Source organism: Saccharopolyspora sp. NPDC002578, from assembly GCF_053592695.1.
On record NZ_JBSFWJ010000002.1, the window covers coordinates 26,481 to 52,838 of the forward strand.

The following is a 26,358-nucleotide window of genomic DNA, read 5'->3' on the forward strand; positions in this document are numbered from 1 at the left end:
TTACTGCCACGGAGGCCCGGACGGCGGTGGCGGCTGCGGCGGATTCGGCGGCCGGCCGGGCGGCATCGGACGCTGCTGCGGAGGCCGTTGCCGCCCCGGTCCCGGCTGGTTCCCACCAGCCGGTGACGCCCCGGGCTGCGGCGGTCCGGGCTGCGGCGGTCCAGCCTGAGACGGCCCAGGCTGCGGCGCACCCGGCTTCGCCGTCCCGAACCGCGCGGTGGCCTGCTCGCCCTGTCCCGGCGCTTCCGGCTTCGCCGTCCCGAACTTCGCCGTCGCCTGCTCGGACGGTCCTCCGGGACCGCGCGGAGCGGACGGGCGGCCGGGCGGCGGCGGGAGCGGGCGGTACACCGGCATCCGCGTCGTCTGCAGCTGCGAGGTGCGGAAGAAGCCGGACTGCTCCGTGCGCGACCACGGCGGCGGCGCCACCTGCGGCTGCGGACGTCGCTGGAAGAACGCGTCGCGCGCCACCCGCATCAGCCCGAGGATCGAATCGCGCCGCGAGTGGAACAGCGCCACCGGGATCGTCGCCCGCGTCGCGTGGTCGTGCAGCAGCGCCAGCTCCGTCGCCGCCAGCTGGTAGTCCGACATCGCGCGCACGCCCGGCAACCCGGCCTGCGCCCGCGCCCAGGTCCGGGCCTGCCTGCGCCCCCGCATCGTGGCGAGCATCCGCACGTCGTTGTCGTGCACCAGACCGCTCGGGATGTACGGCGGCAGGTGCGTGCCGATCAGCCCGATGAGCCGCCTGCGGTCCCGCACCACGATCACCACCAGCGTGATCAGGACGCCCAGCTGCACCAGGTACGCCAGCGCCAGCCCGCCGAAGCCGAACACGGTGGAGAAGTTCCACAGCGCGTGCAGCAGCACCGCCGCGACCCAGCCTGCGATCACCGCGACACCGCGCCCGGCGCTGCGGCTGCGCGCCGCGTACGCGACGCCGAGACCGGTCATCGCCGTGTAGATCGGATGTCCCAGCGGCGCGATCACGCCGCGGACCAGCACGGTTCCGGCGACGCCGGTCCCGCTTTCGAGCAGGCCGGTCTGGTAGTAGAGGACGTTCTCCACGAACGCGAAGCCGAGCGCGCACAGCCCCGCGTACACCAGCCCGTCGGTCGGGCCGTCGATCTCGAACCGGCGGAACCACAGCATCAGCAGCAGGAAGAAGCCCTTGAAGCTCTCCTCCACCACCGGGGCCACGACCGAGGCGGTGAGCACCTTGCCGAGCTCCGCCCCGTACACCGGTTGCAGCAGCGCCCCGCCGAGCGTGTTCACGATGAACGACCCGACGATCGCCACCCCCGCGCCCCAGGCGAACGCCAGGACCAGGTTCACCCGCGGTTCGGGCTCCAGCCGGTCCATCAGGAGCACCAGCGCGACCAGCACCACCACCGTCGGCAGCGCCAGCAGACCGCCCACCACGGTGCTGAGCACCCCACCGGAGAGCAGGTAGTAGGTCACGGCGAGCAGCATGCAGATGCCGCACACGATCAATCCGATGATGAACGGGATCGGTGTCCGGTTGCTGCTGCGGCCTTCGAGGACCGAACGAGGGCTGAGCGCGGGCATGCGCCGAGCGTAGAAGATCACTCCTTTCGGCGGTGCCGGATCCCGCCGACCGACCCCGTCGACCGATCAGTTCCGCTCGGGGGCGCCGGGGCCGCGCACGTCGAGCGACGCGCCCGCCGCGACCACCGGGCCGGGCTCGCCGGGGCCCCGGCCCGCGGTGAGCGCCTTGACCGCGGCCGAGGTGCGGTCGGCGACCTCCAGCTTGGTGAACACCGCCCGCAGGTGGTTCTTCACGGTCCGCTCGGAGATCCCCAGCGACCGCGCGATCTGCCGGTTGGAACTACCGCGGACCAGATGTCCCAGTACTTCGTGCTCCCGGGGGGTGAGCCGCTGCAGCAGCGGCGCCACCTGGGCCCCGGGCGTGCCGCCGGTGGCCCCCGCCGCCCGCTGCAGGGCGTCCCGGTAGACCTCGCCTGCGACCAGCCCGGTGTGCCCGAGGCGCACCCGCAGGGTCACGAGTTGGTTCACCTGCCCGAGCACCTGCTCCAGCGCCGCGGAATGCTCGATCGCTTCCCGCATCATCGCGGTGATCGCGGTGTCCAGGGCTCGCCGGTACGAACTGGCCATCAGGTGACTCCCACAGGTTCGGTGACATCGACCGCGCCGCGTCCGGACGCACGGGTCCCCCGCGCGACGCATGGTTGTTCCGGCACAGAACCTGGGCACCACGGCGCACCTCCGCCGTGACCAGGTCGATCGAGCACCGTTCGCAGGCCGACGCTTCACCACCGGGCAAGGCCTTCCCACCTGCACCGGACCGGTCGCTGCCTCCACTGGCTATGTCGTCAGCAGCCCCTCCGGAAGTGACCGACCGGCCACCGATTTCCCCCGGATGCGGCAATCAAGGACACGAATGGGGCAGTCCTTCGGTGCCATTCGGAGGACCAGGCCGGGCGCAGCAGGTCTTTGTGACCATGTCGGCCCCCGCCGCACGGCGCTTAGGTTTCGAGACGTCGCACGTCCCAATCCCTCCCGCTGCACTCGGCTGCGATGCCTTCTGAGATCGCAGCCCCCCGTGAATCACGTCGCAGTCTTCATCAAGGAGGTCTTCGCCATGTCGTGTCCGCAGGCGGCAAGCCGGGCGAGCGCACCACCCACGACGACCGCGCGTGCGCCGGGAGCGCTGCCCAGCAAGGGCTGGACCGCCTCGGCGGCCGCGAACGCGGTCCGGATCAAGCTCCGGGAGGACATCAGCCCGGCCGCGAACCTGGCCACCTTTCTGACCAGCACCGTCGAGCCGGAAGCCGAACGGCTGTTCAGCGACTACCTGCCGTACAACCTCATCGACAGAGATCAATATCCGGGAGCCACCGAACTCGAACGCCACTGCGTGCAGACCCTCGCGGGCCTGTGGAACGCCGACCTCTCGACCGCCGTCGGCACCGCCACCACCGGATCCAGCGAAGCCGCGCTGCTGGCGGGCACGTCGCTGCTGCGGCGGTGGCGGCACCGCGGTGACACCGCCGGCCGCAAGCCGAACCTGGTCTTAGGCGCGAACGCGCACGTGTGCTGGCACAAGTTCTGCCGGTACTGGGAGGTGGAACCGCGCATCGCCCCCGCCCAGCAGGACCTGCTGCACCTGAGCGCGCAGCAGGCCAGGGAGCGGTGCGACGAGGACACCATCGGCGTGGTCAGCGTGCTCGGCTCGACGATCGACGGCAGCTACGAGCCGGTCGCGGGGATCGCCGCCGCCCTCGACGAGCTCGCCGCCGAGACCGGGGTGGACGTGCCGATCCACGTCGACGCCGCCTCCGGCGGTTTCGTCGCACCGTTCCTCGATCCGGAGCTGAACTGGGACTTCCGGCTGCCCCGGGTGCACTCGATCAACGCCTCGGGGCACAAGTACGGCATGGTCCCCGCCGGGCTCGGCTGGATCCTGTGGCGCGACCCGGAGGCCCGCACGAACTGGCTCAGCTTCGACACGAACTACCTGGGCAGCACGCGGGCCAACCACGAGCTGAGCTTCTCCCGGTCGGCCGCTCCGGTGGTGCTGCAGTACTACAACTTCCTGCGGCTCGGCTTCGACGGCTTCCGCGACCTGCACGCGCGCAGCCGTGCCACCGCGACCTCGCTGGCGGCGTCGCTCGACGAGATGGGGCCGTTCCGGATCCTCGGCGACGGCAGCGACCTGCCCGTCGTGGTGCTGTCCCAACGGGACGGCAGGCACCGCTGGACGTTGCGGGAACTCGCCGACCACCTGGGCACGCACGGGTGGTCGGTCCCGGTGTACGCGCTGCCACCGGACCGCCAGCAGACCGACGTGATCCGGATCGTCGTGCGCAACGAACTCACCACCGGGCACGCCGAGGACCTGCTCAGCGCGGTCCGCGGCTACCTGTCCGGCGCCATCGCCACCCCCGCATGACCAGCACTCCCCGCAGAGAGGACGAACCATTGCGCCCCATCCGCATCGCCAGCAAGCTCACCCGCCCCGAACCGCCGCAACCGGGCACCGGGGTCCGGCTCGCGCTCTTCCAGGGTGAGAACCCGGTGGGCACCCCGGAGGCGGTGACGGCGAACCTGAACCGGATGCAGGAGGTCGTCGAAGTCGCCGCCCGCTACCAGGCTCAGCTGTGCGCCTTCCCCGAGTGCTACACCACCGGCTACTCGCTCGGCGCGCAGGAGGCGCGGGCGCTGGCCCAGCCGAAGGACGGCGCGGCGATCCAGGCCGCGCAGGCCGTCTCGGCCACCCACGACATCGGGATCGTGGTGCCGTACGTGGAGCTCGACCGCGCGGCCGACACCGTGCACGACTCCATCGCCCTGGTCCTCGGCGGCGAGCTGGCCGCGAACTACCGCAAGACCCACCTGTACGGGGCGGCGGAGCGGATCAACTTCACCGCGGGCACCGAGCTGCCGCCGGTGGTGAAGGTCAACCAGTTCCCGGTCGGCCTGCTCAACTGCTACGAGTGCGAGTTCCCGCCGCTCTACCAGAGCCTGGTGGGTCGTGGCGCGCGGCTCGTGGTGGGGCCGACGGCCGCCGATCACCACTTCACGCTGCACGACGGCAACCCCACCCAGGTGCCCTACCCGGACGCGACCGAGCACATCATCCCGGCGATGGCCTCGGTGTGGCGGGTGTTCGTCGCGTACGTGAACCGGCGCGGCTGGGAGACCTCGGAACGCGGGCAGTGGCAGTACCGCGGCAACTCCGGGGTGTGGGCGCCGGACGGCACGCCGATGATCGCGGCGGGCCCGGAGGAGCGCAGCGACGACACGCTGCTCGTCACCGACTGCGTGCCGGACGAGGTCGCCCCGTTCAGCCCGGAAGGCGATCACTTCTCGGACAACCGGGTGGCGCTGCAGGAGAAGCTGCTGCCGACGACGTGATCGGATGATCGGGTCGGGCCGCGCCACCGGCCCGGCCCGATCCGGTCACGCCGGTGCGGTCTCCGCCGTCCCCGCCGCGGAGGCCGCACCGGAGTCCCGATCCGCCAGCACCGCGCGCATCGCCGCCAGTTCCACGCCTTCGGCGGCGAACGCGTCCCGCACAGCCCTGGCCACCTCCACCGCGTTCGGACGATCCCCGTGCAGGCAGATCGAGTCCGCGCGCACCGGCACCGCGGTACCGCTGACGGAGTGGACCTTGCCGCGCAGCACCGACAGCGCCTGCTGCGCGCACGCCTGCGGGTCCTTCGCGACCGGGTCCGGTTCGATGATGATGTGCCCGGCGTCGTCGTAGTCGAGGTCCGCGAACGCCTCCCGCACCACCGGCACGCCGAGCTCGGCCACCCGATCGGCGGTCGGACCCGCCAGCAGCACCACCGGCACGCCGGGGGCCGCCGCGGCGACGGCCGTGCCGACGGCCTCGGCCACCGCCGGATCGCGCACGGTGAGCCCGTAGAGCGCGCCGTGCGGCTTGACGTGGGTGATCGCGACGCCCATCTCGTCGGCGAGCGCCCGGAGGGCACCGAACTGGTAGAGGCAGGCGTCCGCCGCCTCCCGCGGGCTCATCGTCAGCGCCCGGCGCCCGAATCCGGCCAGGTCCGGGAATCCCGGGTGCGCGCCCGCCGCCACGCCCGCGTCGCGGGCGATGCGCAGGGCGGCGCGCATGGTCGCGGGATCACCGGCGTGCCAGCCGCAGGCGATGTTCACCGAAGTGACCAACGGGATCACCCGTTCGTCGTCACCCAGCTTCCACCGGCCGAAGCTCTCGCCCGCGTCCGCATTGAGATCCACGAGTCCCTGCACCGGATCCACCTCCCGCAGCTGCCGAACGCGACCCGTCAGGGGCTTGTACTGCGATGATCCCCGGCCGCGAACCGATGGTACGAGCCATGTTCCCGCACGCCCCCGTCGCGCGCAGTGCTCCGTTCGGTTGTCTTCGCGATGCCTTTCCCGATCTTGGGGCGTCCTTTCGGCCGATTCGAGTGCGTGCGTTCGCGCGTACCGATCACTGTTGCACTCGGGCTATGGTGACCCGAACGTGCGATTTTTTTCGATTCGTCCAACGAGTTCGCATCTCAGGTTCTGCGCCGGGAATGGCTTCGGCGCATGCTCAAGCACACGGCAGATCACCTCCGTAACCGGTTGAGGAGGTCGACATGGCAGCGACTACGACGCACCTGCCTCCCGCTCGGTACGAGTTCGGTGGCGATGAATTCATCTTCGTCGAGCTCGATCAGGAAATGAGCCTGGAAGCCAATTTCAAGGCGATGGCGATCACCGGGGCCCTCCGGGAGCAAGGCATCGACGGCGTCATCGACATCTGTCCGTCCAACGCCTCGTACATGATCAGGCTCGACCCCGACCGGGTGCACCCGGCGGAACTGGTCGATGAGCTGCGCGGACTGGAGATCACCGCGGGCGACCTGCCCGACGATCACACGGTTCCGACGCGGATCGTCGACGTGCCGATCCTGTTCGACGACCCGTGGACGCGGGAGACGCTCATGCGCTTCCGCGACAATCACCAGGATCCCACCGGAACCGATCTTGAATACGCGGCGCGGATCAACGGATTTCGCGGAGTGCCCGAGCTGATCGATTCGATCACGGGATCCCCGTTCATCGTCACGATGCTCGGATTCGTCCCCGGATTGCCGTTCTGCTATCAGATGGTCCCCCGCGAGCGGCAGATCGAAGTGCCCAAGTACGTCCGCCCGCGCACCGATACGCCGGAACGCGCCTTCGGTTACGGCGGCGCGTTCTCGGTGGTCTATCCGGTTCGCGGAGCCGGCGGATATCAGCTGTTCGGCATCGCGCCCGCGCCGGTCTTCGACGCCGCGCAGACCTTGCCGGACTTCGCCGACCACATCGCTTTCCCGAAACCGAGCGACATCCTGCACTACCGCGCCATCGATCGCGCCGAGTACGACCGGATCCGCGGGGAGGTGGAGGCGGGCACCTTCCGCTACCGCACCGCCGAGGTCGAGTTCTCCCCGAGCGCGTTCCTCGCCGACCCGGACGGTTTCAACCGCACCCTGCTGGAGGTGCTGTGATGAGCGAGATCATCGTGCGCTCCGGAGGCCTCTACACGACGGTCCAGGACGCCGGCCGCGACGGGCAGTACGCCATCGGCATGCCGCCGTCCGGCGCCCTCGACCAGTACTCCTACCGCGTCGCGAACCTGCTCGTGGGCAACCCCGACGGCGCCGCCGCGCTGGAGGCCACCTACATCGGCCCGGAGCTGGAGTTCACCGACGACCGGCTGATCGCCGTCACCGGCGCCGAGGCCCCGGCCCGCGTCAACGGCGAACAGGTCGCCCCGTGGGAGACGCTGTCGGTGCGCGCCGGCGACGTGCTCTCGTTCGAGATGATCACCTCCGGCGCCCGGCCCTACGTGGCCGTCAGCGGCGGGATCGCGGTCCCCGAGTACCTGGGCTCGCGCTCGACCTACACGCTCACCGGGATCGGCGGGTTCCAGGGCCGCGCGCTGCGCACCGACGACCGGCTACCACTGGGATCACCGCCGGTGTCCGGACCGGCCCCGGGCAGCTCGGTGCCCGCGGGACTGCGCCTCGCGCTCGGCGGGGTGGCGGAACTGCGCCTGGTCATCGGCCTGTGCTCCTACCGGCTGACCGAGGCCGCGCTGGAGTCCTTCGTGGACACCGAGTGGAAGGTCACCAAGGACGCCGACCGCGTCGGCTACCGGCTGCGCGGCGGCACCATCGACTTCATCGACCGCGATCCGCCGTTCGGCGCGGGCAGCGACCCGGCGAACGTGGTCGACCTGGGCTACCCCATCGGCTCGGTGCAGGTACCCGGGGGCAACGAACCGATCGTGCTGCTCGGCGACGCGGTGACCGGCGGCGGCTACGCCACCGTGGGCACCGTGATCTCCGTGGACCGCGACCGGATCGCGCAGGCCCGCACCGGCGACCGGGTGTCGTTCACACCGGTCGACGTCGACGCCGCGATCAGCGCCCGCAGAGATCGCGGCATCCGGTTGGAGAAGGTCCGGGCCGCAGTCAGCTAGTCCCCCACCCCGCGAGCAGCGCACCCGATAGTTATGGAGGAGGCCACCATGTCGACTGTGAACGCCACGCTTCCCGGCGTCTTCTACCGTCGCCCCTCGCCCGAGCAGGACCCGTTCGTCGAAGAAGGCGCCGTGGTCCAGCAAGGGCAGACGATCGCGCTCATCGAAGTGATGAAGACCTTCAGCGAGATCAAAGCCGAGCAGGCGGGCACCATCGGCCGCTTCCTGCTCGAAGAGGGGGACGAGGTGGAGGCCGGTCAAGGTGTCGTCGAGGTCGTGTCGCCATGACCGGGCCGGGACGAGTCCTCGTGGCCAACCGGGGCGAGATCGCGGTGCGCATCATCCGCGCCTGCCACGCCGCGGGAGTCGAAGCGGTGGCGGTGTACTCCGACGCCGACAAGAACTCCCGGTGGGTGCAGCTGGCCGAGCACGCGGTGCACATCGGCGCCTCCCCCGCGTCCAAGTCCTACCTCGACGTGGACGCGCTGCTGGAGGCGGCGAGCAGCACCCACGCCGACGCCGTGCACCCCGGGTACGGATTCCTGTCGGAGAACTCGCGCTTCGCGCGCGCCGTGCAGGACGCGGGCCTGGTGCTGATCGGGCCGCCCGCCTCGGCGATCGAGCTGATGGGCGACAAGGCCACCGCGCGCGCCACCGCGCAAGCGGCGGGCGTGCCGGTGGTGCCGGGCAGCGCACCGGTGACCGACCTCGCCGCCGCGCAGGCCGCAGCCGACGAACTCGGCTACCCGGTGCTGGTCAAGGCCGCCGCGGGTGGTGGCGGACGCGGCATCCGGCCGGTGTCCTCGGCCGCGGAGCTCGCCGACGTGCTGCCGGCGGCGCAGGCGGAGGCGCGGTCGGCGTTCGGCGACGGCACCTCGTACCTGGAGCGGGCGCTGCCCCGCCCCCGGCACATCGAGGTGCAGCTGCTCGCCGACGACCACGGCAACGTGGTGCACCTGTTCGAGCGGGACTGCTCGGTGCAGCGCCGCAGGCAGAAGCTCCTGGAGGAGGCACCGGCACCGGGACTGCACGAGGAGACCCGGCAGCGCATCGGTGAGGCCGCGGTCCGCCTCGCCCGGCACGTCGGTTACCGCAACGCGGGCACCGTGGAGTTCCTCGTCGACGAGGACCAGTGCTTCTACTTCATGGAGATGAACACCCGAATCCAGGTCGAACACCCCGTCAGCGAGGCGATCAGCGGCGTCGACCTGGTGGCCGAGCAACTGCGGATCGCCGCGGGCAAGCCGATCTCGTTCACCCAGGACGAGCTGGTGCGCACCGGCGCGGCGATCGAGCTGCGGATCAACGCCGAGGACCCGGACAACGGCTTCGCCCCGTCACCCGGCGAGGTCACCGCGTTCGACCTGCCGGGCGGGCCCGGCGTCCGCGTCGATACCGGCCTGGCCCGCGGCGACCGGATCAGTCCGTTCTACGACTCGATGATCGCGAAGCTGATCTGCTGGGGTGCCGACCGCGACCAGGCGTACTCCCGAGCCGAGCAGGCCTTGCGGGAGTTCCGCATCGAGGGCGTGGCGAACACGATCCCGTTGCACTCCCGGCTCGTCGGCAACGACAAGCTGCGCAGCGGCCCGGTGCACACCACCTGGCTGGAGGAGCAGCTGGAGTGATCAGCGCGGGACGACCTCGTCGCGCAGCACGCTGTAGCGCACGCAGTCCCGCCACCGGCCGTCGCGGAACAACCAGCCGCGCAGCACGCCCTCCCTGGTGAAACCCGCTTTGGCGAGGGCGCGCTGCTCGGCGAGGTTGTCCACCTCGGTGCCCGCCTCGACCCGGTTCACCTGGGTGTGGGCGAACAGGTACGCCACCAGCTGGCGCTGGGCTTCGGTGCCGTGGCCGCGCCCGCGGGCCTCCGGCAGCAAGGTGATGCCGATGTTCCAGCAGTACGAGGTCTGGCCGGTCGGGTTCTTGGCCCACGACACGAACCCCAGCCGACGCTGCGGATCCTGCTCGGTGACCACCAGCAGCACGCCCTCGGCGTCCGAGATCAGCCCGGTCTCCGCCCAGCGCCGCTGGAAGTGCCCCGCCCCCTGGTAGCCGAACCAGTTGTAGGGGTGGGAGGCCTCGCGGGTGTTGAGCATCCGATCGAGATCGGTCAGGTCGCCTTCGAACACCGGTCGCAGCAGCACAATGGACCCCACATCGCGACCGTAGACCGATCACGCTCCGCTGGACATGCTCTGTTCCGGTGGTCGAATGCGGCCGAACCGTCCTGATCGGTCCCGAGGCCGGTCAGTCGCCGGGGCGCCGGCAGGTGTAGATCCGCGCGGGCGGGACGTTGCGCCACACGGTGCGGCTGGTGAGCACCTCGTCGAAGGCGCCGTTTAACCGGCGCCGAAACCCGCGGGCCCCGGCCATGCCCAGGGCGTGCACGTAGGCGAACGTGGTGAACGCGCCGCCGGGGGCGAGCACTTTGCCGACCTCGCTGAGGATGTCGCGCTGCAGCTCGGCGGAGAAGATCGACCACGGGAGGCCGCTGATCACGGCGTCCACCTCGTCGATGCCCGCCTCGGCCAACAGCGTGCGCAGCTTCGCCGCGTCGCCCTGCACGACCTCCAGCCAGGGCAGGTCGGCGCGCAGGTGCTCGACCATGCCGCCGTCGAGTTCGATCGCGAGGTGCCGCCCGCCTTCGGGCAGGCGGTCGCGCACGGCTCTGCTGAGCGCGCCGGTGCCGGGGCCGAGTTCCACTACGACCGGCCCGGTCCGCTCCGCGGCGGCAGGTCGCGAGCGCGGGACGACCGCGGCCATCTCGCGGGCGAGGTACGGCGAACTGGGCGCCACCGCGCCCACCAGGCCGGGCTTGCGCGCCGCGCGGGCGGCGAACTTCCGGTAGTCCGCGAACACCGATCCGGCCTTGCCGGTCTGAGGCCGTTGCTGGGATGTGGTCACGGCTGCCTTCCGCGGTCGTCGGACGAGGTCCTGGTCACCCTATCGGTCGCGGACCGGCAGCCGTCGCCGCCCGAGTTCCGCCACGTGGAACCGGTGCACATGAATGGAATTCGGATAAGCGGACCGCCGCGATTCGCGGCGGTCTGGAACGCGTTTCGGGCGTCGCGGCAAGAATGCGCGGCGCAATTCACTCGAATAGCGTGTAACGCGGAAAGAAAGTCACACGATAGAGGTTCGCCGTGGGCGTGGGGCTTGTCCGGACCGGACAAGCCCGTTGCGCCGTACTCAGGCGGGCTGCTCGATCAGCGCACCCACCGGCTCCACCGCCGGGACCTGCTCAGCGGGCTGAGCGGGAGTGTTCAGCGCGGGTTTGTTCACCCACCTGACCGCCACGCCTGCCACCGCCAGCAGCACGATCGCCTCAACTGCGAGAGCCACCCACACCATTGCCACTTTCCTTGCCTCCTTTCTGCTGACCTCCCCGTCTTCCGAGCGCGCGCACGGGCGCACACGCGTGCCCGCACGGGTCTTGCGATCGAAAGAGGTTCGGGGCCGAACACCCACTTGCACCCCGATACTAGGGCTTTGTTTCGGGTGCGTTAAAGAGGGGTCGCAGTGGCGTGCGTCGCACCCCTCCGGGTGAGCTTTCGCGTGGCGGACACCACAGCGGGTGAGGGACGTTCGCGCCTGGTTCCGGCGTTGCGCCGGGTGTGGCGGAGCACGAGGTCGAGGTCGAGGTCGTCGTCATCGGAGCCGGGCAGGCCGGGCTCAGCAGCGCGCACCACCTGTCGCGGTCCGGGTTCGAGCCGGACCGCGAGTTCGTGGTGCTCGACGCGGACACCGGCGCGGGCGGCGCGTGGCGGCACCGCTGGCCGTCGCTGCGGATCGGTGGCGTGCACGGGATCCACGACCTGCCGGGACTCGCTCTGGAGGAGACCGACGGGGCGCGGCCCGCTTCGGAAGTGGTCTCGGAGTACTTCGCCCGCTACGAGCGCGAGTTCGAGCTGCCGGTGCGGCGGCCGGTCGCGGTGCGGGCGGTGCGGCGCGGCCCCGGCGATCGCCTGCTGGTGGAGTCCGGCTCCGACACCTGGGCGGCTCGCGCGGTGATCAACGCGACCGGGACGTGGACGAAGCCGTTCCTGCCGCACTACCCGGGTCAGCGGACGTTCACCGGCAGGCAGCTGCACGTCGCGGACTACCACGACGCGGCGGAGTTCCGCGGGCTGCGGGTGGCGGTCGTCGGCGGCGGGATCTCCGCGGTGGAACTGCTGGCGGAGATCTCCGAGGTGGCCGAGACGACGTGGGTGACGCGCCGCCCGCCGGTGTTCGGCGACGACGAGTTCACCCCCGACCGCGGGCGCCGGGCCGTCGCGGAGGTCGATCGCCGGGTTCGGGCAGGACTGCCGCCGGGCAGCGTCGTGAGCGTGACCGGGCTGCCGCCCACGGCCGCCGTCGAGCGGGCGCGGGAACGCGGCGTGCTGGACCGGAACCCGATGTTCGAACGCATCACCCCGAGCGGGCTGCGGTGGGCGGACGGCGGGGAGCTGCCCGTCGACGTGATCCTCTGGGCGACCGGTTTCCGGGCCGCCTTGGACCATCTGGCCCCGCTGGGCCTGCGCGAACCGGGCGGCGGCATCCGGATGGACGGGACTCGGGTGGTGGCCGAACCCCGGCTGCACCTGGTGGGTTACGGCCCGTCGGCCAGCACCATCGGGACCAACCGGGCCGGCCGGAGCGCGGCCCGCGAGGTTCGCCGGCTGCTCGCCCCGGCGCTCACCGCCCGCTGATCCGCCGTCACTCGTGCCGAGCGGGCCGGAAGGCGCGCAGCAGGTGGTAGCCGAGCAGGGTGATCACGGTGCCGAGCGCGATGCCGCTGAGGCTCAGGCTCGGGGTGAAGGTGAGCGAGACGTCGCCGATGCCCGCGATGACCCCGGCGGCCACCGGCAGCAGGTTCACCGGGTCGGCGAAGTCCACGCGGTTCTGCACCCAGATCTTCACGCCGAGCAGTCCGACCATGCCGTAGAGCACCACGGTGATGCCGCCCAGCACGCCGCCCGGGATGGCGGCCACGACGGCGCCGAACTTCGGGCACAGGCCGAAGCCGACGGCCACCAGCGCCGCCACCCAGTAGGCGGCGGTCGAGTACACGCGGGTGGCGGCCATGACGCCGATGTTCTCGGCGTAGGTGGTGGTCGGCGGGCCGCCGAGCGCGCTGGAGAGGGTCGTGGCGAAGCCGTCGGCGAACACGGCCCGCCCGAGGCTGCCCTGCAGGTCGGTGCCGGTCATCTCCTCCACGGCCTTGACGTGCCCGGTGTTCTCGGCGAGCAGCGCGATCACGGCTGGCAGCACGACGATGATCGCCGAGGCGGAGAAGGACGGGGCGTGCACTTCGGGAAGTCCGAACCACGGCGCGTCCGCGACCCCGCTGAGGTCCACCCGCGGGTGGGTGCCGACGACCCCGTCCGCGTTCGGCGCGGTGATCGGGCCGAAGAGCACGTCGAACGCCCAGGACAGCAGGTAGCCGCCGGCGAGCCCGAGGAACACCGCGATACGACCCAGGAATCCGGGCAGCAGCACGCTGCCCGCCACCACGATGATCATCGTGATGAGCGCGATCCACTGGTCCTGCGGCCAGTAGGTCTCGGCCACCACCGGCGCCAGGTTGAACCCGATCAGCAGCACGACCGCCCCGGACAGCACCGGCGGCAGCAACCGGTGCACGACAGCGGGCCCGGCGAAGTGCACCACCGCGCCGACCGCGGCGAGCACCGCGCCCGACACCAGGATGGCTCCGGTGACGGTGGCCGTGTCGCCCCCGCCGGCGCGGATCGCGGTGACCGCGCCGACGAACGAGGCGCTGCTGCCCAGGTAGCTGGGGATCTTGCCCTGCACGACGAGCAGGAACAGGATCGTCGCCCCGCCCGAGACCATGATCGCGAGGTTCGGGTCGAGTCCCATCAGGACGGGGAACACGAACGTCGCGCCGAACATGGCCACCACGTGCTGCGCGCCGAAGCCGATGGTGCGGCCCCAGGTGAGCCGTTCGCCGGGGGCCACCGACTCACCTGGGCGCGGTGTGGTGCCGTCGCCGTGGAGTGTCCATCCGAAACCCGTTCGCCCTCGCATGGCGAACAGTCTCTCCCGGCGTCATGTCGGACGCCGATCACGGTCGAACTGGTGACCGAGGCGCCACGGACCGTGATCGCACGGCGGATTTTCGGCGTCGTCGGTCCGGCGGTGGAGCCGGTGCGGTTCCCGTCGGCCGGACCTCAACCGCGGAACGGGCCGGTGACCTCGTAGGTGATGCCGCCGCTGCTGACCCCGCTGGTGCCGCGCTGCGAGGAGAAGTAGAGCCGGTCGCCGGCGGGGCTGAACGCGACGCCGCAGAGCTCCGAGCCGTCCTGCCCCTCGACCCGCAGGAACGGCGCGACGACGTCGTCGGGGGTGATCAGGCAGATCTCCATGTTGCCGCCGTCCTCGGCGACGTAGAGGTCACCGGCGGCGGTGCCGGTGATGTTGTCCACCCCGGTCAGCGGCGGGTCGGGAATGTCGTCGTCGTAGGCCACGGCGAGGGCGTCCCGCTCCGCGTCGTAGGCCCACACGCGGTTGTCGCCCTTGGTGGTGAAGTAGCAGGTGCCCGCGCGGTAGTAGGCGCCTTCACCACCGTCGAAGTGCTTGGCGGCGGCGACCTGCTCGCGGGTGCGCGCGGTGGTGGCCGCCGGGTCGGGCACGTCCGCCCACGCGAGCCCGGAACCGTCCTCGGTGAGCACCTGCAGGGTGCCCGCGGACATGTCCTCCCAGGTGGTGGGCACGAAGCGGTAGAAGCACCCGTCCGATTCGTCCTCGGTCAGGTAGACGACCTTCCGGTCCGGGTCCACCGCGGCGGCTTCGTGCTTGAACAGGCCCATCGCCGGGTGCCGCACGGCCGCCCGCCCGCCCCACGGGTCGGTTTCGTGCACGGCGCCGCGGTCGGTCTCCTCGCAGGACAGCCAGGTGTTCCACGGCGTCGCGCCGCCGGAGCAGTTCTGCGTGGTACCGCTCAGGATCGGGTAGGCGTCGGTGATCTCGGCGGCGCCGTTGAACTTGAGCGCGCTGGCGCCCCCGGTCAGCGGCACTTCCGAGTTCGACACGTAGATCCAGCCGTCGCCGTCCGCGAAGCAGGCACCGCCGTCGGGAGCGCTGTGCCAGGTGTGGCCGGTACCGGTGACGGTCTCCGTGGCGCGCGCCAGGACTCGGCTGGTGAACCCGTCGGGCAACCTGATGCCGTTGGCGTCGGCGGCGAGCAGGTCGCCGTAGGGGCTCGGGCCGGGCAACGCGGGGAAGGCGATGGCCTGGCGGGTGACGCTGAAGCCGAAGGCGACCGAGGTGCCGGCTCCCAGGACCGCTGCGCGCAGGAAGTGACGTCGTTGCACGGCTGCTCCGTTCGTTCGTGGTGGGAACAGCACGACGGTAGGTGCGGCCCCGGTGTCGGATCACCGGCGCGGGGATGAACTCTTCACGCCGGTTCGGGGATGATCGATCGCCCGTATTCCTCCACTGTGGACTCGACGGCGTCGTGCATGGCATAGGCGGCGAACTGGTGGACTCCGGCGTCGCGCAGTTCGGCGAGCTTGTCCCGGTGCGCCTGCGGCGGACCGAGCAGGCAGAACCGGTCGACGATCTCGTCGGGCACGAAGTCGGTGCTGGCGTTGTCCGCGCGCCCGTGGTGGGAGTAGTCGTAGCCGTCGCGCCCGCGGATGTAGTCCGTCAACGCCGCCGGAACCGCCGCGGAGTCGGTGCCGTAGCGGCGCACCAGGTCGGCGACGTGGTTGCCGACCATGCCGCCGAACCACCGGCACTGGTTGCGCGCGTGGTCGAGGTCCGTCCCGACGTAGGCGGGCGCGGCCGCGCACACGGTGATCGCGTCGGGGTCGCGGCCCGCGTTCCGCGCGGCGTCCCGGACGTGGTCGACCATCCACCTGGTCAGCACCGGGTCGGCGAGCTGGATGATCACGCCGTCGGCGACCCGGCCGGCGAGGTCCAGCGCTCTCGGGCCGTAGGCGCCCATCCAGACCGGGAGCGCGCCGTCGCGCACCCACGGCAACCGGACGGGGGTGCCGTCGACGTCGGCTTCCCGGCCTTCGGCCAGGTCCCGGATCACGCCGATGGCGCTTTCCAGGGTGGCCAGCGTGTTCGGCTTGCCGCCGGTGACGCGCAGCGCCGAGTCGCCGCGGCCGATCCCGCACACCGTGCGGTTGCCGAACATCTCGTTGAGCGTGGCGAAGGTGGACGCGGTGACCGTCCAGTCGCGGGTGGACGGGTTGGTCACCATCGGCCCGACGACCATCCGGTCGGTCGCGGCGAGGATCTGGCTGTGGATGACGAACGGTTCCTGCCACAGCACGCAGGAATCGAAGGTCCACCCGTGGGTGAAGCCGAGTGACTCGGCCCGCCTCATCAGGTCCACCACCGACCAGGCCGGTGGGTCGGTTTGCAGCACGAGCCCGAACCGCATGGCGCGCCTCCGTGGTGGCTAGGTCAGGTATTGGCAGGTGTCGCGGGGGAGGAACCGCCCGTGTCCGGCTCGGCCCCGGTAGTGGCCGTCGTCGACGATGACCTGACCGCGGGAGAGCACGGTGCGGACCCGTCCGGTGATGGTCTTGCCCTCGTAAGCGCTGTAGTCGACGTTCATGTGGTGGGTCTCGGCGGAGAGGACCTGTTCGGCGTGCGGGTCGTAGATCACGATGTCGGCGTCGGAGCCGGGCGCGATGGTGCCCTTGCGCGGGTGCAGGCCGAACATCCGCGCCGGGGTGGTGCTGGCCAGCTCCACCCAGCGCCGGCGGCCGATGCGGCCGTCGACGACGCCTTGGTGCAGCAGGTCCACCCGGTGCTCCACACCGGGCATCCCGTTCGGGATCTTCGAGAAGTCCCCCAGCCCCAGCTCCTTCTGCGGGGTGAAGCAGAACGGGCAGTGGTCGGTGGACACGACGGAGAGGTCGTTGGTGCGCAGACCCCGCCACAGCTCCCGCTGGTGCTCCTCGGGACGCAGCGGGGTGGAGCAGACGAACTTGGCGCCTTCGAAGTCCGGACGGGCCAGTTCGTCGACGGTGAGGAACAGGTACTGCGGGCAGGTTTCGCCGAACACGTTGAGCCCGGCGTCGCGGGCGCGGGCGATCTCGGCGAGCGCTTCGGTGGCGGAGACGTGCACGACGTAGATCGGGGCGTCGGCGACCCTGGCGAGCTGGATGGCGCGGTGGGTCGCCTCCGCCTCCAGCAGCGGATGCCGCACGGCGCCGTGCTGGCGGGGGTCGGTGCGGCCCGCCGCCAGGGCCTGCTGCACGAGCACGTCGATGGCGATGCCGTTCTCGGCGTGCAGCATGGTCAGCGCCCCGTTGCCCGCGGCCTGCTGCATGGCGCGCAGGATCCGGCCGTCGTCGCTGTAGAACACGCCGGGGTAGGCCATGAACATCTTGAAGCTGGTCACGCCCTCCGCGACCAGGCCGTCCAGTTCTCGCAGCGACGCGTCGTGCACGTCGGAGAGGATCAGGTGGAACCCGTAGTCCACCGCGCAGCGCCCGTCGGCCTTGGCGTGCCAGGTGTCGAGGCCTTCCCGCGCGGACCGGCCGATGGACTGGATGGCGAAGTCGATGATCGTCGTGGTGCCGCCCCACGCGGCGGCGCGGGTGCCGGTCTCGAACGTGTCGGAGGAGAAGGTGCCGCCGAAGGGCATCTCCATGTGGGTGTGCCCGTCGACCCCGCCGGGGATCACGTACTGCCCGCTCGCGTCGAGCACCGCGTCGGCGTCGGTGAGCCACTGCTCGCCGAGTTCGGGGGTGGCCAGCGCGGCGACCTGCTCGTCGATGACGAGGACGTCGGCTTCGACCTCCTCGGTCGCCGTGATCACGAGCCCGCCGCGGATCACCGTTCTCGTCATGACCGCTCCCCCGCTCTGGTGAGCGCGTCGACGAGGATCGCGGCGCCCTCGCGGGCTTCGGGCTCGGTGAGGCTCAGCGGCGGCGCGATGCGCAGCACGTTGCCGTCGAGACCGCCCTTGCCGATGAGCAGCCCGGCGCTCTTGGTGTGCTCCAGCACCGCCGTGGCAGCGGCGGCGTCCGGTTCCCCGGTGCCGGGACGCACCAGCTCGACCCCGATCATGAGCCCCTTGCCCCGCACGTCGGACACGTGCGGCAGGCGCAGCCGGGCGTCGTCGAGTTCCGCGCGCAGCACGGCGCCGACCCGCTGGGCGTTGCCCTGCAGGTCGTGGGCCAGCAGGTGGTTCAGGTTCGCGAGCGCCCCCGCGGTGGTGATCGGGCTGCCGCCGAAGGTTGACAGCGAGCTCGCCTTGACGCTGTTCATGACCTCAGCGCTCGCGATCACGCCGCCGATGGAGAGCCCGTTGCCGAGGCCCTTGGCGAACGTGACGATGTCCGGCGGGCCGCTGTCGCCGTGCGCCTGCCAGCCCCAGAAGTGCTCGCCGGTGCGGCCCCAACCGGTCTGCACCTCGTCGCTGATCCACAGGATGCCGTGCCGGTCGAGCACCTCCTTGAACCGGGCGAACAGCCCGTCCGGTGGCACGGCGAAACCACCGACGCCCTGGATGGGTTCGGCGATCAGGCAGGCCACGTTGCCGTGCAGCTGGCCGAGCACGTCCTCCAGGTCGTCCACGCAGGCCGCCGTGAAGTCGGCGTCGGAGAGCTCGGCGAGCGCCGTGCCGCGGCGCCTGCTGCCGTGCACGTAGGTCGTCTGCACCGGCGACAGGCTCGTCGGCGACCAGGCCCGGTTGCCGGTGATGGCCAGCGCCGAGAAGGACCGGCCGTGGTAGCTGTTGCGCAGCGCCAGCACCTGGTTCGAGGCGCGGTGACCGGTGGCCAGCAGCAGGGCGGTGTCGTTGGCCTCGGTGCCGCTGGAGGTGAAGAACACCCGCGGGTCCTCGATGCCGGAGAGCTCCGCGACGCGTTCGGCGAGTTCCACCATCAGCCGGTTCAGGTACAGCGTCGAGGAGTGCAGGATGCGCCCGGCCTGCTCGCTGACCGCGGCGGTCACCTCGGGCAGCGCGTGCGCGGTCATGGTGGTGAGGATGCCGCCGAAGAAGTCCAGGTACCGGTTGCCCTCGGCGTCCCAGACGTGGCGCCCTTCGCCGCGTTCGATGTCGATCGGGTCCTGGTAGTAGGTCGCGACCCAGTCCGGCAGCACCGCCTTGCGCCGCTTCGCCAGCTCGGTGTGCGTGCCCGTGTCGGTCATCGCGTTCCTTCCTCTCGGCCCGGAGGGTCCGGTGGTCTTGGTCTGTGTCTTGTCAGCGGCGGAGCCGCTGAGCAGTGACCGGCTTGAGCAAGCCGACCACCGGAGGTTCTCAGCTGCTTCCTCGCGAGGACAACGATTGCGCTGTGCAGGGGCCTACATCAGAAATCGCGATCACACCGGCACAGGGGCGGCGAGGAAGCCGCTGAGGTTCCGCCACCCGGACACCTACGCAGGTCAAGATCAAAGGCAGGCGCTCAGGGTTCGGTGAGCAGGCCGTAGGCGTCGGGGCGGCGGTCGCGGTAGAAGGCCCACTGGGTGCGCACCTCGTCGATCAGGTCGAAGTCGAGGTCGCGCACCACGAGTTCCTCCTCGCCGTCGCTGGCGACGTCGCCGACGAAGCGGCCGTAGGGGTCGACGAAGTAGCTGCTGCCGTAGAAGTCGTTGTCGCCGTACTCCTCCACACCGACCCGGTTGATCGCGGCGACGAAGTACTCGTTGGCGACGGCGGCGGCGGGTTGTTCCAGCTTCCACAGGTAGGACGACAGCCCGCGGCTGGTCGCCGACGGGTTGTAGACCAGTTGCGCCCCGGCGAGCCCCAGCGCCCGCCAGCCTTCCGGGAAGTGCCGGTCGTAGCAGATGTAGACGCCGACCCGGCCGACCGCGGTGTCGAACACCGGCCAGCCGAGGTTGCCGGGCCGGAAGTAGAACTTCTCCCAGAACCCGGGCAGGTGCGGCAGGTGGTGCTTGCGGTACTTGCCGAGGTACTCGCCGTCGGCGTCGATCACGGCGGCGGTGTTGTAGTAGAACCCGGGCCCGTCGAGCTCGAAGATCGGCACGACGATCACCATCCGCAGTTCGCGGGCCAGCGCCCGCATCCGGGTGGTGGTGGGGCCGTCCGGGACCGCCTCCGCCCAGCGGTAGTGCTCGGCCTCCTGCACCTGGCAGAAGTAGGGGGCGTTGAACACCTCCTGGAAGCCGATCACCTGGGCGCCCTGCGCGGCGGCGGCGCGGGTGTGCTGCTCGTGCGCGTCGATCATGGACTGGGCGTCGCCGGTCCACTTCGCCTGGACCAGTGCGGCGCGAACTCTGTTCGGCATGGCGACACCCCTCGTGCACGGAACGGGCAGGGACGTCCCGAACATATGACCCGGTTCAGGGCCCTGCAATGACCGCGCCGCCGACGATCGTTTCCACTGAGCACCGCCAAGTCTTCCGAGACGGGCTCTCGCTGCGGGAACGCGGGCGCCGGCCGGGAGCGGCCTCCCGGCGGGTTCGCTCAGAAGGAGGAAGCGCCGGTGTGTCGGACCGGACCGGCGCCGCCGCCGATCAGCTCCCGAGCCCGAGCCCGTACCGGTCGAGCAGGCGCAGCCACCGCCCCCGCTCCCCCGCGGCGGCGTCGGCGCGTTCCAGCGCCCGGTGGGTGACCCGCACCAGCGGCCAGCGCAACGGCTCCGGCGGGTACGGCAGCGGCCGGGTGCGCACCAGCGCGCAGCGGGTCAGCTCGGTGGCCGCGCCCGCGAGCAGGTCCAGCGCGACCTGCCCGCCGAACCGGGAGGCGGCGACGCCGAGGCCGGTGAACCCGGCGGCGTAGGCGACCCGGCCCGCGAGCGCGGTGCCGAACACCGGGGTGGAACGGGTGGTCGCGTCGATCGGGCCGCCCCAGCGATGGCTGAACCGAGTGCCCTCCAACTGCGGGAACGTCGCGAAGAACGTCGTGGCGAGCCGCCGGTGCGGTTCGGGCCGCGCGGCGAGCGCCGGGGCCGTGCGACCGCCGAAGTAGTACTCGGCGGCACCGCCACCCCACAGGATCCGGCCGTCCGGAGTCGGCCGGAAGTAGTGGAACAGGTTGTGCGAGTCCGTCACCCCCTGCCGGTCGTGCCAGCCCAGCGAGTCCCACGCCGCCGCGGAGAGCGGTTCGGTGACCAGCACGTAGTCCCAGATCGGCAGCAGGCGGCGGCGCAGCCTCCGCAACGGGGCCGGGAAGGCGTTCGTCGCGAGCACCGCCCGCCTCGCCCGCACCGTCCCTTGTGGACACCGAAGTCGCAGCCCACCGCCGCGGGAGCGCACGGAGCCGACCGGGCTGCGCTCGTGGACCCGCACGCCGAGCCGTTCGGCCGCCGCGACGAGCCCGCCCACCAGCTTCGCCGGGTCGACCAGTCCCCCGGCGTCCGGTAATCGCAGGCCCGCGCGGAACGAGTCCGAGCGCAGATCGGCGCGCACCCCGCCCGCGCCCTGGAACACCGCCGGGAAGCCGTGCTCGCGGTAGAGGTCGGCCTCGTCGCGCAGCTCCCCGACCTGGTGCGGTTCGGTGGCCACGGCGGTCTTCCCGCACCACCGCAGGTCCGCGTCGATCCCCTCGGACTCGACGAACTCGCCGATCTCGCGGAGGTTGCGCCTGCCCAGTTCGACGAGCGCGCCGATCTCCGCCGGCCACAGCTGAGCGCCGTGGGCGAGGCCGTGGGTGAGCGACTCGGACAGGAAGCCACCGCTGCGCGCGCTACCGCCGGAGCCGACCCGCCCGGCCTCCAGGACGAGCACGTCCAGCTCGGGATCGCGCTGCTTGGCCAGGACGGCGGTCCACAGCCCGGTCAGCCCGGCACCGACCACGACGAGGTCGGCGGACTCCGAGCCGGGCAGCGGTGCGCGCGGCGCGACGGGGGTGCGGTCCGGCCAGAAGGCCGCGGGCTCGGCGTCGGCCAGCGCGTCCCCGACGGGCGGGCCGGTCACTGCCACCACCGGCGGAACCCGGTCCCGTGCTTGCCGGCCCGATCCACGTCCTTGCGCAGCTCCCGCGTCTCCCGGCCGATCCCCGGCGGGTAGCCGTGCTTGATCACCCGGTGCTCGCACGCCTCCCCCATCAGGCACAGCGAGTAGAACAAGCCCACGAACAACCCCATCCCGACCGCCGTCAACCTGATCGACCACGGGCCCGGCAGCAGCACCAGCAGGCAGAACGGCGAGAGCTGGGTCAGCGCCCGCGCCACGTGGCGCAGCACCCACGTCCGGCAGGTCACGTCGTGCAGCACCCACTCGGCGCACCGGTCCGGCAACCGGCCGCCGAACGCGTACCAGACCCACAGCGCCGGGTTCGGCCGACCGGAGACCGGCCGCGGTGAATCGGGCCGAGGTGTTCGCACTCCCCTAGATTAGTGGCCGGCGCCGAAGCTCCGGCAGGAACGCGGAACGCGCGTCACGCGCGTCACTCCGACGCCCGGTAACGATCTCCCCCGGAAGACGATGTTCCTGGTGAAAGGGGTTGCGTCATGTTCATTCTCGTTGTGGTGATGTTGTTCGTGCTCGTGGTGGGCGCGGTGATGTTCACCGATCTGCTCGACGACGGGTTCCGGGGAGCCGGGGCCGCGGTGGCCCAGCTGGTGCGCGAGTCGCGCACCCATTCCTGATCACCCGTCCGTCTCTTGTGGACTGATCCGGTCGTGCTACCGGCCGGATCGGTCCCCGCACTCCGGCACCTCCGCGTGGAGACGCACGCCACCACCCCACCCGGGTGCGCGCGGCGAAAACGCTCCTAGAGTGAGCGCCGTGAACGACGCGGACCGGAGCACGGCGGACGAGCACGACGGTTGCTGCGCCCCTGGGCGCACCCGGAGCGAGGCGGACGCCCCGCCCGACGTTCCCGCTCCCGCCGCCACGGCTCCCGACCGCCGCTGGATCGCACTCGACGGCGGCGCGTTCCTGATGGGCACCACCGACGCCGACGGCTTCCCGCAGGACGGCGAGGGCCCGGTGCGCGAGATCCGGGTGAGCCCGTTCGACATCGGCCCGCTGGCAGTCACCAACGCCGAGTTCGCCGAGTTCGCGGCCGACACCGGATTCGTCACCGACGCGGAGCGCTTCGGCTGGTCCTACGTCTTCGCCGCGTTCCTGCCCGCAGCGCTGCGCCGATCAGCGCCCCGACCGGAGCAGACCCCGTGGTGGTGCGGAGTGGAAGGCGCCACCTGGCGCAGCCCGGAAGGGCCCGGTTCGGACGTGGGCGACCGCGCCGACCATCCCGTGGTGCACGTGTCGTGGAACGACGCCGACGCCTACTGCCGGTGGGCCGGCGGGCGGCTGCCCACCGAGGCCGAGTGGGAGTTCGCCGCGCGCGGCGGCCTGGAGCAGCGCCGCTACCCGTGGGGCGACGAGCTCACCCCGGACGGCGAGCACCGCTGCAACATCTGGCAGGGCATGTTCCCCGCGAAGAACACCGTCGAGGACGGGTTCCGGGGAACCGCGCCCGCGGATTCCTTCCCCGCCAACGGTTTCGGCCTGCACAACGTGGCGGGCAACGTGTGGGAGTGGTGCGCGGACCGCTGGGGCACCGAGCACGTCGCGGCGGGCTCGACCGATCCGCAGGGCCCGCCGGACGGCGACAGCCGGGTGATGCGGGGCGGCTCCTACCTGTGCCACGAGTCGTACTGCAACCGCTACCGGGTGGCCGCGCGCACCGCCAACACCCCGGACAGTTCCGTCGGCAACCTCGGTTTCCGGTGCGTTCGGCCGCGGTGATCCTCCCGAATGGTGAACGACCTGTTGCTCCGGGTGCCGCAGCGGTTAAGCTCCGCCACATGATCCGCCTGGTGGAACGCCGACACGTTGATCTCGTGCGCGTGACCACGTCCGCTTGTCGCGCCCGCTGATCTTCTCGCGCCGCGGACGCTGAGCCGCCGCACCACCTCACCCGTCGCAGCTGCGCGGCGGGCATCTCGCCATCGCCCTTCCCTTCGTGGCGCCCCGTCGCGCCACCGTCCACTGTGGAGTCCCCATGTCCGCTGACGTCCCCGCCCCGAACGACGACGCCGAAGCCGGCTGGTCGTTCGACACGCTCCAGGTCCACGCCGGGGCGCAGCCCGATCCGGCGACCGGCGCCCGCGCCACGCCGATCTACCAGACCACCTCGTACGTCTTCCGCGACACCCAGCACGCGCAGGACCTGTTCAGCCTCGCCGAGCCCGGCAACATCTACACCCGCATCAACAACCCCACCCAGGACGTGCTGGAGCAGCGCGTCGCGCGGTTGGAAGGCGGTGTCGGCGCGGTCGCCGTCGCCTCCGGGCAGGCCGCGGAGACGCTCGCGGTGCTGACCTTGGCGCAGGCCGGTGACCACCTGGTCGCGAGCTCCTCGCTCTACGGAGGCACCTACAACCTGTTCCACCACACGCTGCCGAAGCTGGGCATCGAGACCACGTTCGTCGACGACTTCGACAACCCCGACGCGTGGCGCGCCGCGATCCGGCCGAACACCAAGCTGGTGTTCGCCGAGTCGCTGGGCAACCCGCGCAGCAACGTGCTCGACGTGCGCACCATCGCCGACGTCGCGCACGAGGCGGGTGTGCCGCTGGTCGTGGACAACACCGTCACCACCCCCTACGTGCTGCGCCCGCTGGAGCACGGCGCGGACATCGTCGTGCACTCGGCGACGAAGTACCTCGGCGGCCACGGCACCGCCGTCGGCGGCATCGTCGTGGACGGCGGCACCTTCGACTTCGGCGCGAACCCGGAGCGCTTCCCCGGTTTCAACGAGCCCGACCCGAGCTACCACGGCCTGCGCTACTGGCCCGCGCTCGGCCACGGAGCCTTCGCCGCGAAGCTGCGGGTGCAGGGGCTGCGCGACCTCGGCCCGGCGATCTCGCCGTTCAACGCGTTCCTCGTGCTGCAGGGCCTGGAGACGTTGTCGCTGCGCATCGAGCGGCACAACCGCAACGCCCTGGAGCTCGCCGAATGGCTGGAAGGGCAGGACGAAGTGGCGAAGGTGCACTTCGCGGGCCTGCCGTCGAGCCCGTGGCACGAGCTCGGCAACCGCTACCTGAGCAACGGGTTCGGCGCCATCGTGTCCTTCGAGCTGCGCGGCGGTGTCTCGGCGGGCCGCGAGTTCGTCGAGGGCGTCTCGCTGTTCAGCCACCTCGTCAACATCGGCGACGTGCGCAGCCTCATCGCGCACCCGGCGAGCACCACGCACAGCCAGCTGACCGAGCAGGAGCAGCTCGACGCGGGGGTGACGCCTGGCCTGGTGCGCCTGTCGGTCGGCATCGAGAACGTCGACGATCTCAAGGCCGACCTGGAGTCGGCGTTCCGCGCGGCGAAGGCCGAGCTGGAGAGCTGAGCAGATGACGTCGCGGCCCCTTCCCGCCACCGGTGCCTGGCGGGAAGGGCACCCGCCCGGCCGGCGGCGCTGGCTCGGGCTCGATCCGCTGGACCTGGAGTCGGGTTCCCGGCTCACCGGCGCGCGGCTCGCGTACGAGACGTGGGGAACTCTCGCCCCGGACGGCGGCAACGCCGTGCTGGTGCTGCACGCCCTCACCGGGGACGCCCACCTGCGCGGACCGGCGGAGCCGGGGCATCCGAGCGCCGGCTGGTGGGAAGGCGTCGTCGGACCGGGCCTCGCGCTGGACACCGACCGGTGGTTCGTGGTGGCGCCGAACGCGCTCGGCGGTTGTCAGGGCAGCACCGGCCCGGCCACCACCGCTGCGGACGGCCGGGCTTGGGGAAGCCGGTTCCCCGCGCTGACCGTGCGGGACCTGGTGCGAGCCGAGGTGGCGCTCGCCGACGCGCTCGGCGTGGACGGCTGGGCGGCGGTGATCGGTGGCTCGCTCGGCGGGATGCGCGCGCTGGAGTGGGCCGTGGACCAGTCGGACCGGGTGCGCTCGGCACTGCTGCTGTGCTGCTCCGCGGTCGCCACCGCCGAGCAGATCGCCTGGTCCTCGGCGCAGCTGCACGCGATCCGAGCCGATCCGGACTGGCTGGGCGGCGACTACCACGAGCTGCCCGCCGGGCGCGGCCCGCACGCGGGGCTCGGGCTGGCCCGCCGGATCGCGCACATCACCTACCGCAGCCCGCAGGAGCTGCAGGCCCGGTTCGGCTCGGCGGCCCAGGACGGCGAGGACCCGGCGGCGGGCGGGCGCTACGCGGTGGAGTCCTACCTCGACCACCACGCGGAGAAGCTGGTCCGCCGGTTCGACGCCGCCAGCTACGTGCGGCTCACCGAAGCCATGTCCGCGCACGACGTGGGCCGGGACCGCGGCGGAGTGGGCGCGGCGTTGCGCCGGGTCGGCGCCCGGACGCTGGTCGCCGGGGTGGACAGCGACCGGCTCTTCCCGCCCGCCGATCAGCACGCCCTCGCCCGCGGGCTCGGCACCTCGGCCCGGATCATCGGCTCGTCTTACGGCCACGACGGGTTCCTCATCGAGACCGAGCAGGTCTCCGAGTTGGTGCGCGAACTGCTCAAGGGCACTTGACGAGCACGTCCCGCGCGG

Annotated in this window: 25 protein-coding genes; 11 read left to right on the top strand and 14 right to left on the bottom strand. The window is 71.6% G+C overall.

Annotated elements, in window-relative coordinates:
* A complete protein-coding gene (locus ACWD38_RS01760; protein WP_184478921.1) occupies positions 1 to 1,563 on the bottom strand; it encodes a PrsW family intramembrane metalloprotease in 1,563 nt (520 codons plus the stop codon).
* A 66-nt stretch (positions 1,564 to 1,629) separates the two neighbouring features.
* Entirely contained in the window at positions 1,630 to 2,130 is a 501-nt protein-coding gene (locus ACWD38_RS01765; RefSeq protein ID WP_184478920.1) for a helix-turn-helix transcriptional regulator, read from the bottom strand.
* A 487-nt stretch (positions 2,131 to 2,617) separates the two neighbouring features.
* Here ACWD38_RS01765 and ACWD38_RS01770 point away from each other — a divergent pair, with 487 nt between their 5' ends.
* Both ACWD38_RS01770 and ACWD38_RS01775 read left to right on the top strand, forming a co-directional pair.
* A complete protein-coding gene (locus ACWD38_RS01770; protein ID WP_184478919.1) occupies positions 2,618 to 3,928 on the top strand; it encodes a glutamate decarboxylase in 1,311 nt (436 codons plus the stop codon).
* Positions 3,925 to 4,893 carry a nitrilase-related carbon-nitrogen hydrolase gene (locus ACWD38_RS01775; protein ID WP_450123110.1) on the top strand — a complete coding sequence of 323 codons (969 nt, stop codon included), beginning with the start codon at positions 3,925 to 3,927 and terminating at the stop codon, positions 4,891 to 4,893. Before ACWD38_RS01770 ends, ACWD38_RS01775 begins: the two co-directional genes overlap by 4 nt.
* A 45-nt stretch (positions 4,894 to 4,938) precedes the next feature.
* Here the strand turns inward: ACWD38_RS01775 and ACWD38_RS01780 are convergent, their stop codons facing one another.
* Positions 4,939 to 5,754: a 5-oxoprolinase subunit PxpA gene (locus ACWD38_RS01780; protein ID WP_184478918.1), complete on the bottom strand. Its 816-nt coding sequence runs from the start codon at positions 5,752 to 5,754 to the stop codon at positions 4,939 to 4,941.
* Positions 5,755 to 6,107: 353 nt separating this feature from the next.
* On the opposite strand from ACWD38_RS01780, the gene ACWD38_RS01785 reads away from it, so the two are divergent.
* Genes ACWD38_RS01785 through ACWD38_RS01800 form a run of 4 tightly spaced genes read left to right on the top strand, consistent with a single transcriptional unit; the run spans position 6,108 to position 9,609 of the window.
* Positions 6,108 to 7,004 (top strand): 5-oxoprolinase subunit B family protein, encoded by an 897-nt coding sequence (locus ACWD38_RS01785; RefSeq protein ID WP_184478917.1) that lies wholly within the window; start codon positions 6,108 to 6,110, stop codon positions 7,002 to 7,004.
* Complete coding sequence (locus tag ACWD38_RS01790) at positions 7,004 to 7,981, top strand: 5-oxoprolinase subunit C family protein (protein WP_184478916.1); 978 nt, start codon at positions 7,004 to 7,006, stop codon at positions 7,979 to 7,981. Before ACWD38_RS01785 ends, ACWD38_RS01790 begins: the two co-directional genes overlap by 1 nt.
* A 48-nt stretch (positions 7,982 to 8,029) precedes the next feature.
* Positions 8,030 to 8,269, top strand: coding sequence for an acetyl-CoA carboxylase (locus ACWD38_RS01795; protein WP_184478915.1), 240 nt, complete (start codon positions 8,030 to 8,032; stop codon positions 8,267 to 8,269).
* Positions 8,266 to 9,609, top strand: a complete 1,344-nt coding sequence (locus ACWD38_RS01800; RefSeq protein WP_184478914.1) for an acetyl-CoA carboxylase biotin carboxylase subunit — start codon at positions 8,266 to 8,268, stop codon at positions 9,607 to 9,609. Before ACWD38_RS01795 ends, ACWD38_RS01800 begins: the two co-directional genes overlap by 4 nt.
* Here the strand turns inward: ACWD38_RS01800 and ACWD38_RS01805 are convergent, their stop codons facing one another.
* The 3 genes from ACWD38_RS01805 to ACWD38_RS01815 all read right to left on the bottom strand — a co-directional run bounded on the left by ACWD38_RS01805 (position 9,610) and on the right by ACWD38_RS01815 (position 11,326).
* The gene (locus tag ACWD38_RS01805) at positions 9,610 to 10,140 is read right to left on the bottom strand and encodes a GNAT family N-acetyltransferase (RefSeq protein WP_343071346.1); all 531 of its coding nucleotides are present in this window, start codon (positions 10,138 to 10,140) and stop codon (positions 9,610 to 9,612) included.
* A gap of 91 nt (positions 10,141 to 10,231) precedes the next feature.
* Positions 10,232 to 10,888, bottom strand: coding sequence for a class I SAM-dependent methyltransferase (locus ACWD38_RS01810; RefSeq protein ID WP_450123111.1), 657 nt, complete (start codon positions 10,886 to 10,888; stop codon positions 10,232 to 10,234).
* 285 nt (positions 10,889 to 11,173) lie between these two features.
* Entirely contained in the window at positions 11,174 to 11,326 is a 153-nt protein-coding gene (locus tag ACWD38_RS01815) for a hypothetical protein (RefSeq protein WP_450123196.1), read from the bottom strand.
* Positions 11,327 to 11,598: 272 nt separating this feature from the next.
* Here ACWD38_RS01815 and ACWD38_RS01820 point away from each other — a divergent pair, with 272 nt between their 5' ends.
* Entirely contained in the window at positions 11,599 to 12,675 is a 1,077-nt protein-coding gene (locus ACWD38_RS01820) for an NAD(P)-binding domain-containing protein (RefSeq protein WP_184478913.1), read from the top strand.
* 7 nt (positions 12,676 to 12,682) lie between these two features.
* On the opposite strand, the gene ACWD38_RS01825 is transcribed toward ACWD38_RS01820, so the two are convergent.
* The 8 genes from ACWD38_RS01825 to ACWD38_RS01860 form a co-directional block, all read right to left on the bottom strand.
* A complete protein-coding gene (locus tag ACWD38_RS01825) occupies positions 12,683 to 14,014 on the bottom strand; it encodes a uracil-xanthine permease family protein (protein WP_184478912.1) in 1,332 nt (443 codons plus the stop codon).
* Between the two features lie 143 nt (positions 14,015 to 14,157).
* On the bottom strand, positions 14,158 to 15,300 hold the full coding sequence (locus ACWD38_RS01830) for an alkaline phosphatase PhoX (RefSeq protein WP_184478911.1): 1,143 nt from the start codon (positions 15,298 to 15,300) through the stop codon (positions 14,158 to 14,160).
* A gap of 83 nt (positions 15,301 to 15,383) precedes the next feature.
* Complete coding sequence (locus ACWD38_RS01835) at positions 15,384 to 16,382, bottom strand: TIGR03842 family LLM class F420-dependent oxidoreductase (protein WP_184478910.1); 999 nt, start codon at positions 16,380 to 16,382, stop codon at positions 15,384 to 15,386.
* A gap of 18 nt (positions 16,383 to 16,400) precedes the next feature.
* Positions 16,401 to 17,801 (bottom strand): dihydropyrimidinase, encoded by a 1,401-nt coding sequence (gene hydA / locus ACWD38_RS01840; RefSeq protein ID WP_184478909.1) that lies wholly within the window; start codon positions 17,799 to 17,801, stop codon positions 16,401 to 16,403.
* Entirely contained in the window at positions 17,798 to 19,108 is a 1,311-nt protein-coding gene (locus ACWD38_RS01845; protein WP_184478908.1) for an aspartate aminotransferase family protein, read from the bottom strand. Before ACWD38_RS01845 ends, hydA begins: the two co-directional genes overlap by 4 nt.
* 254 nt (positions 19,109 to 19,362) lie before the next feature.
* Positions 19,363 to 20,205, bottom strand: a complete 843-nt coding sequence (locus tag ACWD38_RS01850) for a nitrilase-related carbon-nitrogen hydrolase (RefSeq protein ID WP_184478907.1) — start codon at positions 20,203 to 20,205, stop codon at positions 19,363 to 19,365.
* 229 nt (positions 20,206 to 20,434) lie between these two features.
* Positions 20,435 to 21,844 carry an NAD(P)/FAD-dependent oxidoreductase gene (locus tag ACWD38_RS01855; RefSeq protein WP_450123112.1) on the bottom strand — a complete coding sequence of 470 codons (1,410 nt, stop codon included), beginning with the start codon at positions 21,842 to 21,844 and terminating at the stop codon, positions 20,435 to 20,437.
* Positions 21,832 to 22,245, bottom strand: a complete 414-nt coding sequence (locus tag ACWD38_RS01860; RefSeq protein WP_184478906.1) for a DUF5313 family protein — start codon at positions 22,243 to 22,245, stop codon at positions 21,832 to 21,834. The genes ACWD38_RS01855 and ACWD38_RS01860 overlap by 13 nt, the downstream gene beginning before the upstream one ends.
* A 126-nt stretch (positions 22,246 to 22,371) precedes the next feature.
* Between ACWD38_RS01860 and ACWD38_RS01865 the strand changes: the two genes are divergently transcribed.
* The 4 genes from ACWD38_RS01865 (at position 22,372) to metX (ending at position 26,340) form a co-directional block, all read left to right on the top strand.
* Entirely contained in the window at positions 22,372 to 22,509 is a 138-nt protein-coding gene (locus ACWD38_RS01865; protein WP_184478905.1) for a hypothetical protein, read from the top strand.
* A 130-nt stretch (positions 22,510 to 22,639) separates the two neighbouring features.
* The gene (locus tag ACWD38_RS01870) at positions 22,640 to 23,614 is read left to right on the top strand and encodes a formylglycine-generating enzyme family protein (protein WP_450123113.1); all 975 of its coding nucleotides are present in this window, start codon (positions 22,640 to 22,642) and stop codon (positions 23,612 to 23,614) included.
* A 256-nt stretch (positions 23,615 to 23,870) separates the two neighbouring features.
* Positions 23,871 to 25,208 (top strand): bifunctional o-acetylhomoserine/o-acetylserine sulfhydrylase, encoded by a 1,338-nt coding sequence (locus ACWD38_RS01875; protein ID WP_450123114.1) that lies wholly within the window; start codon positions 23,871 to 23,873, stop codon positions 25,206 to 25,208.
* A 4-nt stretch (positions 25,209 to 25,212) separates the two neighbouring features.
* Positions 25,213 to 26,340, top strand: coding sequence for a homoserine O-acetyltransferase MetX (gene metX / locus ACWD38_RS01880; protein ID WP_184478903.1), 1,128 nt, complete (start codon positions 25,213 to 25,215; stop codon positions 26,338 to 26,340).
* The last annotated feature ends 18 nt before the right edge of the window (positions 26,341 to 26,358 follow it).

Bases quoted from the DNA above. Each gene is read 5' to 3' on its own strand.
- ACWD38_RS01775 (WP_450123110.1), top strand. From the start codon at position 3,925: ATGACCAGCACTCCCCGCAGAGAGGACGAACCATTGCGCCCCATCCGC.
- ACWD38_RS01765 (WP_184478920.1), bottom strand. From the start codon at position 2,130: ATGGCCAGTTCGTACCGGCGAGCCCTGGACACCGCGATCACCGCGATG.
- ACWD38_RS01865 (WP_184478905.1), top strand. From the start codon at position 22,372: ATGTTCATTCTCGTTGTGGTGATGTTGTTCGTGCTCGTGGTGGGCGCG.
- ACWD38_RS01790 (WP_184478916.1), top strand. From the start codon at position 7,004: ATGAGCGAGATCATCGTGCGCTCCGGAGGCCTCTACACGACGGTCCAG.
- ACWD38_RS01785 (WP_184478917.1), top strand. From the start codon at position 6,108: ATGGCAGCGACTACGACGCACCTGCCTCCCGCTCGGTACGAGTTCGGT.
- hydA (WP_184478909.1), bottom strand. From the start codon at position 17,801: ATGACGAGAACGGTGATCCGCGGCGGGCTCGTGATCACGGCGACCGAG.
- ACWD38_RS01825 (WP_184478912.1), bottom strand. From the start codon at position 14,014: ATGCGAGGGCGAACGGGTTTCGGATGGACACTCCACGGCGACGGCACC.
- ACWD38_RS01850 (WP_184478907.1), bottom strand. From the start codon at position 20,205: ATGCCGAACAGAGTTCGCGCCGCACTGGTCCAGGCGAAGTGGACCGGC.
- ACWD38_RS01845 (WP_184478908.1), bottom strand. From the start codon at position 19,108: ATGACCGACACGGGCACGCACACCGAGCTGGCGAAGCGGCGCAAGGCG.
- ACWD38_RS01835 (WP_184478910.1), bottom strand. From the start codon at position 16,382: ATGCGGTTCGGGCTCGTGCTGCAAACCGACCCACCGGCCTGGTCGGTG.
- ACWD38_RS01770 (WP_184478919.1), top strand. From the start codon at position 2,618: ATGTCGTGTCCGCAGGCGGCAAGCCGGGCGAGCGCACCACCCACGACG.
- ACWD38_RS01760 (WP_184478921.1), bottom strand. From the start codon at position 1,563: ATGCCCGCGCTCAGCCCTCGTTCGGTCCTCGAAGGCCGCAGCAGCAAC.
- ACWD38_RS01875 (WP_450123114.1), top strand. From the start codon at position 23,871: ATGTCCGCTGACGTCCCCGCCCCGAACGACGACGCCGAAGCCGGCTGG.
- ACWD38_RS01795 (WP_184478915.1), top strand. From the start codon at position 8,030: ATGTCGACTGTGAACGCCACGCTTCCCGGCGTCTTCTACCGTCGCCCC.
- metX (WP_184478903.1), top strand. From the start codon at position 25,213: ATGACGTCGCGGCCCCTTCCCGCCACCGGTGCCTGGCGGGAAGGGCAC.
- ACWD38_RS01800 (WP_184478914.1), top strand. From the start codon at position 8,266: ATGACCGGGCCGGGACGAGTCCTCGTGGCCAACCGGGGCGAGATCGCG.